Source organism: Pseudomonas sp. SJZ074 (genome assembly GCF_007828215.1).
In the GTDB taxonomy this organism is placed as follows: Bacteria; Pseudomonadota; Gammaproteobacteria; order Pseudomonadales; family Pseudomonadaceae; genus Aquipseudomonas.
In genome coordinates this window covers 1-13,088 of record NZ_VIUE01000017.1, presented here as the reverse complement: position 1 = coordinate 13,088, position 13,088 = coordinate 1, and the positions used below count along the sequence as shown (strand labels likewise).

The 13,088-nt window shown below is 62.3% G+C and carries 14 protein-coding genes and 1 pseudogene; 8 read left to right on the top strand and 7 right to left on the bottom strand.

Annotation, left to right across the window (positions count from 1 at the left end):
• Positions 1-2 precede the first annotated feature (2 nt).
• Entirely contained in the window at positions 3-392 is a 390-nt protein-coding gene (locus FBX99_RS17570; RefSeq protein ID WP_144925564.1) for a GFA family protein, read from the bottom strand.
• Between the two features lie 51 nt (positions 393-443).
• Positions 444-1,409, bottom strand: coding sequence for a LysR family transcriptional regulator (locus FBX99_RS17565; protein WP_144925567.1), 966 nt, complete (start codon positions 1,407-1,409; stop codon positions 444-446).
• A gap of 135 nt (positions 1,410-1,544) precedes the next feature.
• Here FBX99_RS17565 and FBX99_RS17560 point away from each other — a divergent pair, with 135 nt between their 5' ends.
• Positions 1,545-1,946, top strand: a complete 402-nt coding sequence (locus tag FBX99_RS17560; RefSeq protein WP_144925571.1) for a RidA family protein — start codon at positions 1,545-1,547, stop codon at positions 1,944-1,946.
• A 176-nt stretch (positions 1,947-2,122) separates the two neighbouring features.
• Here the strand turns inward: FBX99_RS17560 and FBX99_RS17555 are convergent, their stop codons facing one another.
• The 4 genes from FBX99_RS17555 to FBX99_RS17540 form a co-directional block, all read right to left on the bottom strand.
• On the bottom strand, positions 2,123-2,602 hold the full coding sequence (locus FBX99_RS17555) for a VOC family protein (RefSeq protein WP_144925574.1): 480 nt from the start codon (positions 2,600-2,602) through the stop codon (positions 2,123-2,125).
• A 145-nt stretch (positions 2,603-2,747) separates the two neighbouring features.
• Complete coding sequence (locus FBX99_RS17550) at positions 2,748-4,049, bottom strand: Nramp family divalent metal transporter (RefSeq protein WP_047700763.1); 1,302 nt, start codon at positions 4,047-4,049, stop codon at positions 2,748-2,750.
• A 157-nt stretch (positions 4,050-4,206) separates the two neighbouring features.
• Entirely contained in the window at positions 4,207-4,443 is a 237-nt protein-coding gene (locus FBX99_RS17545; RefSeq protein ID WP_144925578.1) for a hypothetical protein, read from the bottom strand.
• Positions 4,436-5,212 (bottom strand): VacJ family lipoprotein, encoded by a 777-nt coding sequence (locus FBX99_RS17540; RefSeq protein ID WP_144925581.1) that lies wholly within the window; start codon positions 5,210-5,212, stop codon positions 4,436-4,438. The genes FBX99_RS17545 and FBX99_RS17540 overlap by 8 nt, the downstream gene beginning before the upstream one ends.
• A 279-nt stretch (positions 5,213-5,491) precedes the next feature.
• On the opposite strand from FBX99_RS17540, the gene FBX99_RS17535 reads away from it, so the two are divergent.
• The 4 genes from FBX99_RS17535 to kefC all read left to right on the top strand — a co-directional run bounded on the left by FBX99_RS17535 (position 5,492) and on the right by kefC (position 9,997).
• Positions 5,492-6,202 carry a response regulator gene (locus tag FBX99_RS17535; protein WP_144925584.1) on the top strand — a complete coding sequence of 237 codons (711 nt, stop codon included), beginning with the start codon at positions 5,492-5,494 and terminating at the stop codon, positions 6,200-6,202.
• On the top strand, positions 6,199-7,548 hold the full coding sequence (locus tag FBX99_RS17530; protein WP_144925587.1) for an ATP-binding protein: 1,350 nt from the start codon (positions 6,199-6,201) through the stop codon (positions 7,546-7,548). Before FBX99_RS17535 ends, FBX99_RS17530 begins: the two co-directional genes overlap by 4 nt.
• Before the next feature lie 99 nt (positions 7,549-7,647).
• Entirely contained in the window at positions 7,648-8,169 is a 522-nt protein-coding gene (kefF, locus tag FBX99_RS17525; RefSeq protein ID WP_144925590.1) for a glutathione-regulated potassium-efflux system oxidoreductase KefF, read from the top strand.
• A gap of 1 nt (position 8,170) precedes the next feature.
• A complete protein-coding gene (kefC, locus tag FBX99_RS17520; protein ID WP_145132326.1) occupies positions 8,171-9,997 on the top strand; it encodes a glutathione-regulated potassium-efflux system protein KefC in 1,827 nt (608 codons plus the stop codon).
• A 57-nt stretch (positions 9,998-10,054) separates the two neighbouring features.
• On the opposite strand, the pseudogene FBX99_RS17515 reads toward kefC, so the two are convergent.
• Positions 10,055-10,459, bottom strand: a pseudogene (locus tag FBX99_RS17515) (aldo/keto reductase); the annotation flags it as partial.
• 245 nt (positions 10,460-10,704) lie between these two features.
• Here FBX99_RS17515 and FBX99_RS17510 point away from each other — a divergent pair.
• The 3 genes from FBX99_RS17510 to FBX99_RS17500 all read left to right on the top strand — a co-directional run bounded on the left by FBX99_RS17510 (position 10,705) and on the right by FBX99_RS17500 (position 12,716).
• Complete coding sequence (locus FBX99_RS17510) at positions 10,705-11,379, top strand: SOS response-associated peptidase family protein (RefSeq protein WP_144925602.1); 675 nt, start codon at positions 10,705-10,707, stop codon at positions 11,377-11,379.
• Between the two features lie 20 nt (positions 11,380-11,399).
• Positions 11,400-12,266: an NmrA family NAD(P)-binding protein gene (locus FBX99_RS17505; RefSeq protein WP_144925605.1), complete on the top strand. Its 867-nt coding sequence runs from the start codon at positions 11,400-11,402 to the stop codon at positions 12,264-12,266.
• A 69-nt stretch (positions 12,267-12,335) separates the two neighbouring features.
• Positions 12,336-12,716 (top strand): RidA family protein, encoded by a 381-nt coding sequence (locus FBX99_RS17500; protein WP_041020290.1) that lies wholly within the window; start codon positions 12,336-12,338, stop codon positions 12,714-12,716.
• Positions 12,717-13,088 lie beyond the last annotated feature (372 nt).

Genomic DNA, 13,088 nt, shown 5'->3' with positions numbered 1-13,088 from the left:
CCCTACTGCTCGGTCCGGCCTTTCCCTTCACGATCATGCTCGTATCGCGTCAACGGAAACGCCGGCAGCCAAGCCTCGCGACGCACGGTCCAGCATTCGTAGCTAGGCATCAGCTGGTCAGGAGCATCCAGGCTTCCCAGGTTCACTTCAATCTCATCACCGCTGCGGGCGAAGACCGGCGAGCCGCAGCGGGGGCAAAAGCAGCGGCCGGCATAGTCGCGGGTTTCACCTTCGATCTTGACCGCCTCCTGGGGGAACATGGCTGCCGCGTAAAAAAGCGCGCCATGGTGCTTGCGACAGTCGAGACAGTGGCAGAGGCCGACCCGGTAAGGTCGCCCCGACGCTTCGAAGCGAACGTTGCCGCACAGGCAGCCGCCGGTGAATCGGTCCATGGTGCGTCTCCTCTGCAATCTAGCGGTGTAAGCCTTCGACCCTTCTCGTCGCTACGGGTTTAATCCTTTGTTGCCCGGCAAGACGCCTGCCTGGACACCACTTCGATCAGCAACCGGCGCATGCTGCGCCATCAATGCCACCATCCATTCGATGAATACTCTCAACCTGGCACTGATATGCCGGTTCGGCGGGTACGCCAGGTAGAGCGGCATCGGGTCGATGCGCCACGTTTCGAAAAGCGGCACCAGTCCGCCGTTGGCTTCGTGGGGCCTGGACATGTACTTGGGTAGCCATAGCACCCCCAACCCCGCCAGGCCCGCCGCGAGGTAGGCGTTGCCGTCGTCGACGGCCAGGGCGTAGCGCCCGTTGATGTGCAGGTGCTCATTGTCGTTGTGCATGGCATAGGGCACGGCTTTGCCGGTGCGGGCCCAGAGAAAGCCGACGATACGATGCAGGGAGTCTTCGAGGTCTCGTGGATGCGCGGGCGTGCCGACACGCGCCAGGTAGCTCGGCGCCGCGAAGACGCCCAGCTCAAGATCACCGATGCGCCGGGCGATCAGCGACTGATCCGTCAGTTCTCCGCCGCGCACCACGCAGTCGACGTTTTCATCGATGATGTCCACGATGCGATCGCTGACGCCCATGTCGATCTGGATATCCGGGTAGCGCTCATGGAACGTCGGCAGCGCCGGCATCAGGATCAGCGCGGCCAGCGGGCTCGGGACGTCTACCCGCAAGCGGCCCCTGGGGAGGGCCTGGGCATCGGACAGGCTGGTTTCGGCATCCTCCATGTCGGCGAGCAAGCGCAACACCCGTTGGTAGTAGACGGCACCCTGGGCAGTGACGTTGACCTTGCGTGTCGTGCGGTTGAGCAGCTTGACCCGCAGGCGCGCCTCCAACTGTTGCACCAGCTGGGTCACGGTGGTCTTGCTCATGTGCAGGGTCTCGGCGGCCTTGGTGAAACTGCCCGCCTCCACCACCCGGGCAAATGCCTGCATCGCATCGAAACGATCCATTGCGGCTCCGCGTATCGATCAGATTGTTTGGATTTCACAAACAGTGATCGCCAAGGTTGCGCGTTTATCGCCCGGACACAAGCCCCTAGAGTGACTTCATCGTTGATTTCTCACCTGATTCCGATGGAGGTTCCCATGACAACGCGCGATGTAGTTTTCCCACCTGGACGCCAGGCGCTTTACGAGCGTAATCGTTATTCGCCGGCGATCCGGTCCAATGGTTTTCTTTTCGTATCGGGGCAAGTCGGCAGCACCGACGACGGTTCACCTGAGGCCGATCTCGAGGTTCAGGTCCGCCGTGCATTCACCAACCTGGAAGCGATTCTCGCCGCAGCCGATTGCACCTTTGACGATGTGGTGGACGTCACCGTATTCATGGTCGATCCCGAATCGAAGTTCGAGACGATCTGGAAAGTGGTGCCTGAATTCTGGGGCAACGCACCGCACCCGACACTGACGGCGGTGGGGGTGACGTGGCTGTATGGATTTCAATTCGAGATCAAGGTGATTGCCAGGTTGCCTGACGCTGGGCGGTGAGTCAGTGCCTGCTCGCGATAGCGGTAGGTCCGTTGGATCGAGGCTGGATGTGCCGGCGCCTTCGCGGGCAAGCCCGCTCCCACAGGGTTTTGAGGGGGCTGCTGATACCGAGCCCACTGAAGATCCAGTGTGGGAGCGGGCTTGCTCGCGAAAGCGGTAGGACAGTCGCTGACCGGCTAGCCTTTCAACGCCGCTTCAATCGCCGCGATGTCGATCTTCGTCATTTGCATCATGGCCTCGAACGCGCGCTTGGCGGCGGCTTTATCGGGGCCGGCGACGGCGTCGGTCAGGACGCGTGGGCTGATTTGCCATGACAGCCCCCACTTGTCCTTGCACCAGCCGCAGACACTTGCCTCACCGCCGTTACCGACAATCGCATTCCAGAAACGGTCGGTTTCGGCCTGGTCCTCGGTGGACACCTGGAAAGAGAAGGACTCGTTGTGCTTGAACACCGGGCCGCCGTTCAGCCCGATGCAGGGAATACCCATCACCGTGAACTCCACCGTCAACACATCGCCTTCCTTGCCCGACGGATAATCGCCAGGCGCGTGATGGACGGCTTGCACGGCACTGTCCGGGAACGTCGCAGCGTAGAACTGCGCTGCCGCCACGGCATCACCTTCGTACCAGAGACAGATCCTGTTCTTGTTATTCATCCGACTTCTCCGAGAGGGATTGGTCGATGCAGTCTAGCAGTGCACTTTTTCCGGGATCGAACAAGTGATGAACGGTTTTGCACCTCGAACACCGCTGGCTGAAAAGCCGCGGTGACGGATCACCCACGGCTTCCAGATCCAAGCTTCAGGCAAACAGTTCCACCCCCAACTGGAAGGCAACCCACAGCGCCAGGCCCGTGGCAAAGGCCAGCGCAATGTTTTCGAACAGGTTGTTGCGGTACTCCTTGCCCAGCAACGACTTCTGGTTGGACATGATCAGCAGGCCCAGGGAAATGACCGGCAAGCCAACGATGTTCAGGGCATTGACGCCGATGGTCAGCGTGACGAAGTCCGGCATGCCGGGCAGCGACCAGACCAGCGGGGTCACCAGGATAAACAGCATGAACCATTTGTGCATCGGATCGCGGTGGAACTCCTTGCCATAGCGCTCCCGGCGCTCGGGGCGCACGTGCTGGAAGGCGTCGGTGATAAGCATCGGGAATGCCGTGGTCTTGCCCGAAATACTGGCGAACAGCGTGGCGAATACCCCGACGAAAAAGATGTACCAACCGATCGGGCCGAAGAACATCTCCAGCGCCTTGCCCAGATCCCCCAGGGTGTTGACCTCGATGCCATTGGGCCGGAGGATTTCCGCACCGACAATCCAGATCGCCAGATTGATGACGATCCCGACGAACACCGCGAACAGCAGGTCATTGCGCTGGACGCGCTTGTGCTCAGGGCCTGTCCAACCCTTCTGGCGCATGACATAAGGGTGGACGAAGTTGGCGATGGAGCCCGCGACCGCACCGATCACCGAGACAGCCACCAACAGCGCTCCGTGCACGCCCTCGTCGGGAGGAATGCTGAAGCCGATGGTGCCTTTGACGATACCGGCAACATCCGGGCCGGACATGACGGCCAGGGCCAGAAACGCCAGCGTCATGATCGCCAGCAGCGCCTTCATCACCCCTTCGATCATCGAGTAGATATTGCGGCCAACCAGCAGCCACACCGCCAGCACCACCGCCACCGAACAGAGCAACGGGCGGTCGATCTTCAGCAGCATGGCCAGTGCCTCACCGGCGCCCTTGATCATGTAGGCATTCATCAAATGCCCCATCAGCAGCGCATAGACCAAGAGGAACCAGGCGAAAAACGGATTGAGTTGGGCATAGCCCTGCAGGATGGTCATGCCCTGGTTATTGCAGAGCTGGAAGCGCGCGATGATGTTGACGATCAGGAATCGCAACAGCAAGGACACTGCCAGCACCCACATCATGGCGTAGCCGTAGTTCGCACCGGCCACGGAAGAGGTAATGAGGTCGCCTGCGCCCAGCCACGCCAGTACCGCGATGATGCCGGGGCCAAGCAGCTTCAACAGGCGCACGAAACGGCTTTGCGTGGACGCTGCTGCCGGGTCCTTGACGGAAGGAATGCTCGTCATGAGGGGGAGTCTCCGTTTATTTTTTTTGTAAGAAACGGAGACAGTCGAACACACTAGATACGACATCGTACAACATCGAACTGTGTAAAAATGTTTCTTGGCGCAACCTGTGGATACGTGGGCGCTGCGTGAGGTTTCCACCGGCCAGCGCACCCGGCTATGCCCTCACCCGCTCCCCATGCGCCATCATCCAGCGAATCAAGTGCGTCATCGACACCTGATGCTGCTGGACGACGCACTCACCGCCTTGCTCATGGCGGTAGCGTTCGACGTAGCGGCTGAGCAGCACATGATCGCCATCCTCCGCCAACCGTAGTTCGACCTCTCGGCACTGCAGACCACCCTGGCCGAGCGCCTTCACACTTCGCCGCAGAATCAGCGCGTCGTTAGTCATCGGCCTGCTCCTCCTCGCATTGTGGGGTGACCGCCCCCAGTTTGCCTTGCGCGACAACATCGGCGCGCTGCTGCGCGATCGCGTCGCGCAGGGCCAGGTAGTAATCCGGCTCGGTCCGCAGTTGGTCCGTCAGCGGCAGCGCCTGGGCGCGGCCATCGACGATGCCGCCTGCGGTATTGATCGTGCCCAGGGTATCGACGGTGCTGCTGTCGCCGCCAAACGGGTCGACCACGAAACTGATCACCTTACCGGTGGCATCCCTCAGGTTGGCCGTCCCCAGCAGCGGCAGCTCCACCGTCGGCCCCGGGGCGAGGTTCCAGACGCCGAAGGTCTGGCCGAAATCGGCCTCATGGCGCTCGATGCCGAGTTTGCCCGAGACATCGATCAAGCCGACGATGCCGGCCGTGGTGTTGATGACAAAACGCCCCAGGGTGTTGACCGAACGCTGCGCATTGCCTTGCAGCAGGTCGTTGATGAACACCTTGGGCTCGCCGAAGTTCGCCACGAAGTTATGCATGCCGGTCTGCGCGGCATCCGGAAGATGACGATAACCACGGGCGATGGGGGCCAGTGCGTAGTCGTCTACGGTGCGGTTGAAGGCAAAGATGCCGCGGTTGATGGGTTGTCCGGGATCGTAAACGGTGTACGGAACACTCTCGCAACTGCCGGGCTTTGCAGCGGGTGTGCTGGTGCAACCGCTGGCGAGTGCTGCGAGCATGATGACCAGAGAAAATCCAACACGTAGCGGCGCGGGTCTGAACGTCGGCATACAAAGCTATCTCGGCAAAGGATGGGCGATACCGTTCAGTTAAAAAGTCAGGCCCGACACAGCCCCTGTGGCGAGGGGATTTATCCCCTCGCCACAGGGTTCGGTGTTGTCCGGCTATTTAACTGTCTGGAAACGGCGCTATCCTGCCGCTGCTTTCTTGCCTGGAGATTTCCGGAATATTGCCCGTCGGCAACTTCATTGCAGGATTGAAATATATGACGCAGGGCCCGGATTGATCCTAGTATCGCTCCCTGTATCCATGACCCCGACGTACCCACTGTGAGCCATTTACTACTGGTTGACGATGACCTCGAAGTCCTCGCCCTCTTGCGCAAATTCCTCGAACAACATGGCTACAGCGTCGATGTGGCCGCCGACGGTGCCGCCCTGTGGCAGGCGGTCGAGCGCCAGCTGCCGGATCTGATCATCCTCGACGTCATGCTGCCAGGAGACAACGGCCTGGTACTCTGCCAGCGCCTGCGGGCCGAGCACAGGGTCGGCATCATCATGCTTACCGCCATGGGAGAGTTGAGCGACCGGGTCGTCGGCCTGGAGATGGGCGCTGACGATTACCTGACCAAACCTTTCGACGCCCGGGAGTTGCTGGCCCGGGTGCGGGCCGTGCTCAGGCGTACCGGCGAAGCCAGGGGCCCGCTGAACGACGCCTCGCGGCCGGTCCTGGAGTTCGACAAATGGCAGTTGGACGTCACCCGGCGTGAATTGCGCTCCCCGGATCAAGTCATGATTCCGCTGTCTGCGGGCGAGTTCGAACTGCTCCTGGTGTTCGCCGAACACCCGCGCCGGGTGCTGAGCCGCCAACAGTTGCTGGACCTGGCGCGGGGCGAAACCTTCGACGCGTTTGACCGCAGTATCGACGTTCAGGTCAGCCGCTTGCGTCGCAAGCTGGAGACGGATATCAGCGGCGCGACCATGATCCGCACCGTGCGCAACAGCGGTTACTATTTCAGCCCCCAGGTGGTGAAACGATGAAACCGCCGAGCCCCGGCACTCGCCGTCCGCGCGATACCCTGGCGCGCTGGATCGCCCTGACCACCCTGGTTGCCATGCTGACGCTGCTGGTGCTGAACGCGTTGTTCAGCCAACTGGCCGGAGCCTGGGCACGCCCGCCCCTGATGGAAACCGGCCTGTTTGAAAAGATCTCCGCCATCGCCCGCATCATCGACTCGGCAGCGCTTGAACAGCGGCCCGTCATTGCCAAGGCCGCCAGTGACCGCGAATTCACCACCCAATGGCTACAAGACCATGACGAGGCGCGCGTGCCGGTGGTCGACGACGACCCGGAGTACAGCGACGGCGCGGCACGGCTGCGCCAGCAACTGGGCAGGCCCGATGCACGGATAGAAGGCTACGAGCCGAGCGACTGGCCCGCCGACCAGCCCGGCGGGCGCTACGCCGCGCTGATCGAGCTGAGCGACCACTCATGGGTGATGTTTTCCATGCCCGCGCGCAACTGGGGCCTGGAGGAATGGGAGCGCAACCTGATCATCATCACGCTGATGCTGCTGTCGGCTTTTATCGTCGCGCTGGTCGCCACCCGGCACCTGGCCGCGCCGCTGGAACGCTTCGCCGAAGGCGCCAGGCGTTTCGGCGTGGACCACAAGGCGCCGCCCATTCCAGTCATCGGCCCCTACGAGATCCGCCAGGCCATTCTCGCCTTCAACGCCATGCAGGCCCAGCTCAAGCACTTCATCGAAGATCGCACGCAAATGCTCGCCGCCATCTCCCACGACCTGCGCGCGCCGTTGACCCGCATGCGCCTGCGCGGGGAGTTCATCGAGGACACCGAACAGCAATCCCGCTTGTTCAGGGACGTGGACGAGATGCAAGCGATGGTCAATTCGGCCCTGGAGTTTTTCCGCGACGACGCACGGCTCGAACATGCCACCGCTTTCGATCTGGCGGAGCTGCTGCACACCGTCGTCGATGATTTCAAGGACGCCGGCAGCGAAGTGGCATTCGAGGGCGCCCCTCGCTTCGTTTACGTGGGCCGGCCCATCGGGCTCAAGCGCGCGCTGGTGAACCTGATCGACAATGCGATCAAATATGGCACAGAACCCAGCGTCCAGCTCAAGACCTGGAGCGATCACGTTGAAATCGGCATTCTGGACCGGGGGCCGGGCATCGAGGCCAAATATCACGAGCAAGTCTTCACCCCATTCTTTCGTCTCGAAGGCTCGCGCAACAAGCACACCGGTGGCGTCGGGCTCGGCCTGTCGGCAGCGCGGGCGACCGTACTCGAGCACGGTGGAACGTTAACCCTCGACAATCGCCGCGATGGCGGACTGCAAGTCCGGGTTTCGCTGCCATTGACCTGACCTGCCGCGGGTCCGTTGGCAAACAAAGCCTAAACAACCGGGGCCATCCTCGGTAGGATGGCCGGCCTTTTGGCCCGGACCCGCTCTGGAATCGTCCCAATGATCCTGATTGTTTACGCCCACCCCTACCCCGACCAATCGCGGGTCAACCAGCAGATGCTCGAAGGTGCCTCCAGCCTCCCGGACGTGGTCGTACGGTCCCTCTACGACCTCTACCCGGATTTCGACATCGATGTCGAAGCCGAGCAGCGCGTCGTCGAGCAGGCAGGCCTGGTCGTCCTCCAGCATCCGATGTACTGGTACAGCATGCCGCCTCTGCTGAAACTGTGGATCGACAAGGTATTCACCCATGGCTGGGCATACGGCAGGGGCACCACCGCACTGAAGGACAAGAGCCTGCTGTGGGCCGTCACCACCGGTGGCGAGCCGGACCACTTCGAGATCGGTACCCATCCGGGCTTCTCCGTGTTGGCCCAGCCCCTCCATGCAACGGCCCTCTATTGCCGCATGCGCTGGCTGGATCCAGTGGTCGTCCACGGCGCCTATGCCGCCGAATCGCACGCCCAACACGCCCAAATCGAACACTATCGCGCCCGCCTGGCCTCCTGGAAGGAAGATTGATATGGAGACTCACAGCCTGATCGAGATGCTCATCTACCTGGCCTCGGCAACCTTGATCGTGCCGATTGCCGTCAGGTTCGGCCTGGGCCCGGTGCTGGGTTACTTGCTGGCCGGGTGCGTCATCGGCCCGTGGGGGCTGAAGCTCATTACCGACGTCAAGGCCATTCTGGAGTTCGCTGAAATCGGCGTCGTGCTGATGCTGTTCATCATCGGGCTTGAGCTCGACCCCAAACGGCTGTGGGCGTTGCGCCGGATGGTGTTCGGTGGCGGAGCCTTGCAGATGCTGGCCTGTGGCGCTGCCATCGCAGTGTTCTGCGCCGCCCTGGGCCTCAACTGGACGGCCGCGTTGCTGGTCGGCCTGACCCTGAGCCTGTCCTCCACGGCCATCGCCATGCAGGCGATGAATGAACGCAACCTGACGTCGACCGCCGTCGGCCGCAGCAGCTTTGCCGTGCTGTTGTTCCAGGATATCGCGGCCATTCCCCTGGTCGCCATGATCCCCTTGCTGTCGGCCCACGGTGAAACACCTTCAGGCACCGCCCTGGCGCTGTCGATCGTCAAGATCGTCGCGGCCATCAGCGTCGTTGTGCTACTGGGACGTTATGTGACCCGGCCATTGCTGCGCTTCGCCGCCCGCTCGGGCCTGCGGGAGATCTTCAGCGCCGTGGCACTGTTCCTGGTGTTCGGCTTCGGTTTTCTCCTGGAAGAAGCCGGCCTGTCGATGGCAATGGGGGCTTTCCTCGCCGGGGTGCTGCTGGCCAGTTCCGAATACCGGCATGCCCTGGAAAGCGACATCGAGCCGTTCAAAGGCTTGCTGCTGGGGCTGTTCTTCATCGGCGTCGGCATGTCGATCGACTTCGGCACCCTGATCAACGCGCCGTTGAAGGTCGCCACCCTGACCCTGGGCTTCATCCTGATCAAGCTGCTGGTGATCAAGACAGTGAGCCGGTTCCTCAACGTACCTGCCGGCCAACGTTCATGGCAGGCGGTGTTGCTGGGCCAGGGCAGCGAATTCGCCTTCGTGGTGTTCGGTGCCGCGACGCTGGCCGGCATCCTGACCGATCAGTGGGGCAAGAGCCTGACGCTGGCGGTGGCCCTGTCCATGTGCCTGACACCCCTGCTGATCCTGCTGCTGGGTCGCCTGGAGTCCGTCGCGAAGAAAAACCGTGAAGAATCCGACCTCGTCGATCAGCAGAACCCACGCATCATCATTGCCGGGTTCGGCCGTTTCGGGCAGATCGCCGGCCGCCTGCTGATGTCCTGTGGCGTCGAAGTGGTGGTGCTGGATCACGACCCCGACAACATCGAGACGCTGCGCAAATTCGGCGTGAAGGTGTTCTACGGCGACGCCACGCGCCTCGACTTGCTGCATGCGGCCGGCGCGGCCCAGGCCGTGGTGCTGATCAATGCCATTGATGATCAGCAGGACAACCTGACGCTGACCCGGCTGGTCCAGGAGCATTTCCCCACGTTGAAGCTGATCGTGAGGGCGCGGGACATGGGGCACTTGATCACCCTGCGGCAGATGGGGGTGGAGGCGGCCGAACGGGAAACCTTCGAAAGTGCCCTGTCCTTGGGCCGACGTGCGCTGATGCAGATGGGCGTCGGACCTTACGAAGCCCGCGAACGGGCGGATCAGTTCCGTCGCCTGAACCTGCAAATGCTGGAAGAAATCGTCGCCCAGCCGGAAGATGACCTCAAGTTCCGGCACGACGCCTACCGTCGCGCCAATGCGCTGCTCACGGACATGTTCAACGAAGACCGCGCGCGCCCCGTCGACCGCTGGCCTGAACATCATCGCAACGAGACGGATGAGGCGCGTAGCTGAGGTCGCTGCAATGGCCGGGGGGGCTCGGCAACCGGCTGAGGGCGAGACGCGGGGGTTTTAGACCAATGCGTCCAACTCGGCCAGCATTGGCGCCGGAATCCGCAGCTCGCTGGCCGTGAGGTTTTCCCGCAGGTGAGCCACGGATGACGTGCCGGGAATCAGCAGCAGGTTCGGCGCACGTTGCAGCAGCCACGCCAGCGCAACGCACAGCGGTGACGCCTCCAGGCGCGCCGCGACGGTGGAAAGGGTCTGTGATTGCAGCGGCGTGAAGCCACCCAGGGGAAAGAACGGCACGTAGGCGATGCCCTGCCGATTCAGGTCGGCGATGAGTGACTCGTCACCGCGATGGGTCAGGTTGTAGTGATTCTGCACACACACCACGTTGGCAATGCCCTGGGCTTGCTTGACCTGCGCAGCCGTGACGTTGCTCAGCCCCAGGTGGCGGATGAGGCCCTGCTGTTGCGGGCTTTCGTGGATTTCATCAATCAGAATCGGCGGTAACGGCCCCCCGTTGCACTGCTCATCCTGTCTCGCGCAGACGGCTACAGCCGCTCGTCTCCCCGTTCCGAAGAATTTCGAACCAAGCCCCTGCGCATGGCTCGGACCTACATGACACCGTGACACCGCTGAATCAGTGATGACGCGCTTGAGCAGTCGAGACGCGAGCGGCTAGCGGTCGGTTGCGTTTCGATTCCGGGAGTTTCGCCATGTGTGAGGGTTTTGTTCAGCACGTTTCTTCAAAAGACGCCCTGGCGTATTTCGCCCAGCGAGACACCCCGGACGGACGTTTCGATACCAGCGTGACGCACCTGGACTTGTACAGGACAGTACCCACCGGGCCACAGGAACGGCACAGCCTGATCAAGCCGAACATGCAAGTCAGCGCCATTCGCCGTCGTGGCGGGCATTTGGAGTCCATCAAGGTTCGTTGGGGCTGGTCGCCCATCTGGTCGGTGGGAACGATGCCCCCGATGACGCATCTGCCGCTGCACCTGGTGATGCGCTCCAAGGTCTTTGACCCCATCAAACGCGAAGGTCGGGTACTGGTGGCCGTGGAGGGCTGGTACGAGTCGCACGCGCCCTCCGAATCCCAGCTGCAACATTCCAGCTACACGACGTCCCGGCAATCGGCCCCGATTTTCCTGGCAGCCCTGGCCCAGGCCAGCGAAACCGCCTTGGGCTGCGACGGCCTGGCCCTGGTGACTTATGGCGATCTTGCCAGCCAACAGCAGCGTGTCCTGGCTTTGAGCGCAGACGAGGCACTCGATTGGCTGGAACCCGATTTCGGATGGGCGCAGGCACAACAATTGGCAGAGCGCCTGAACAACGCGAAACCGCACCTTGAACCGGCGATGACGGCCCAGGTCCCGGTCAACCTTTGACCTTGGGCGGGAGGTGAAACATGTATGTGATCATGGGGGGGACGGGACATGTAGGCTCGGCCACCGTCCAGGCGCTGCTGGCCCAGGCAGCGCCGGTGATTGTTGTGACCCGCAAGGCCGCCCATGGGGAGCAATGGCGCGCCCAAGGCGCTCGGATCATCGAGGCGGATGCCCAGGATATCGACTCGCTGCGGGCCGCCTTCCGACTCGGGCGCCGGGCTTTTATCCTCAACCCGCCAGCCCCTCCGAGTACCGATACCGATGCGGTGGAGCGGCAAACCGTGGCCAACATTCTTGCTGCGCTGGATGGCTCGGGCCTTGAGAAGATCGTCGCCCAATCCACCGCCGGCGCCCAACCCGGCGAGCGACTCGGCGACCTCAGTGTCTTGTGGGGGCTGGAAGAAGGCTTGCGCAATCAATCGATCCCGGCGGCAATCAATCGCGCCGTTTACTACATGAGCAACTGGGACGGCCTGCTCGACACCGTTCGCACCACAGGCAAGCTGCCCACCCTGCTTCCCGCCGACCTGGCGCTACCTATGGTTGCCCCCCGGGACATGGGCGAAATGGCAGCGACGAGACTGTTGTCGCCGCTGACCGACACTGGTGTTCGTTATGTGCAAGGGCCTCGCCTGTATTCACCCAACGATGTCGCGCAGGCTTTTTCCCAGGCGCTCGGTCGACCAGTCGAGGTGCAGGTGATACCGAGGAACCGCTGGGAAAATGCATTCCTGGACCTCGGCTTCAGCCCCGCCGCCGCGCAATCCTACACGCGGATGACCGAGGTCAGCGTCGACAACGGCTTCGAGATTGCCGAGGATGGGCTGCGCGGCACCACTACGATTGAAGCCTACATTCAGACGCTGGTGCGAAACGAGGATAGATAAAGGAAACCGGGAACGGCGCACCAATGGACGGTAGACTGCATCTTTTTCCTTTCCTGCACGAGGAGCCGCATGGCTAACCCAGACATCACGTTCACTCCCGACCCGGATGCGGACTCCATCTCCTCCGACGTCGCCGGCTTCGGCGGCCTGCTGGTCACCACCCAGATCCCGACCCGCGCCGATGGCAGCCTGGAACTGGGCGACATCACCCTGCAGAGCGAATGTACGTTGCAAGCGCTCAAGACCGCGCTGGAGCGTGCCGGCAGTTCCATGGACCGGGTCTTGCACCTGACCATCTACCTCACCGACATGACCGAACGCGCCGCCTTCAACGAAGTGTACAAACGCTTCTTCGCCAAACCCTGGCCGGTGCGCGCCGCGATCGGCGTGGCGGCCTTGGGGGTCGAGGGCATGCGGGTGGAAGTCACGGCGATGGCGGCCAAGGGCTGAAGGGATCGCAGCACGCTTGCTTGCAGTGGGGTGGCCGGGCCGACGCCATCGTCGGATCGCCGCCCGGAGCAAGCCCGCTCCCACAGTTTTTTCCAGCGCCCACAGATCCAACGTACACCACAACTCCCTTGTGGGAGCGGGCTTGCTCGCCAAAGCGGTGGGTCAGCTTGAAGTGATGTTGACTGCGAAGCCGCCATCGCGAGCAAGCCCGCTCCCACAGTTTTTTCCGGCGCCCACAGATCCAACGTACACCACAACTCCCTTGTGGGAGCGGGCTTGAACTGGCTTAATGATCCCGGACACCTCTTAAGGGCGATATGATTCGCCCCATCAGGAGGATCCATGCAAGAGCGAAAGACCTACACCCGCGAG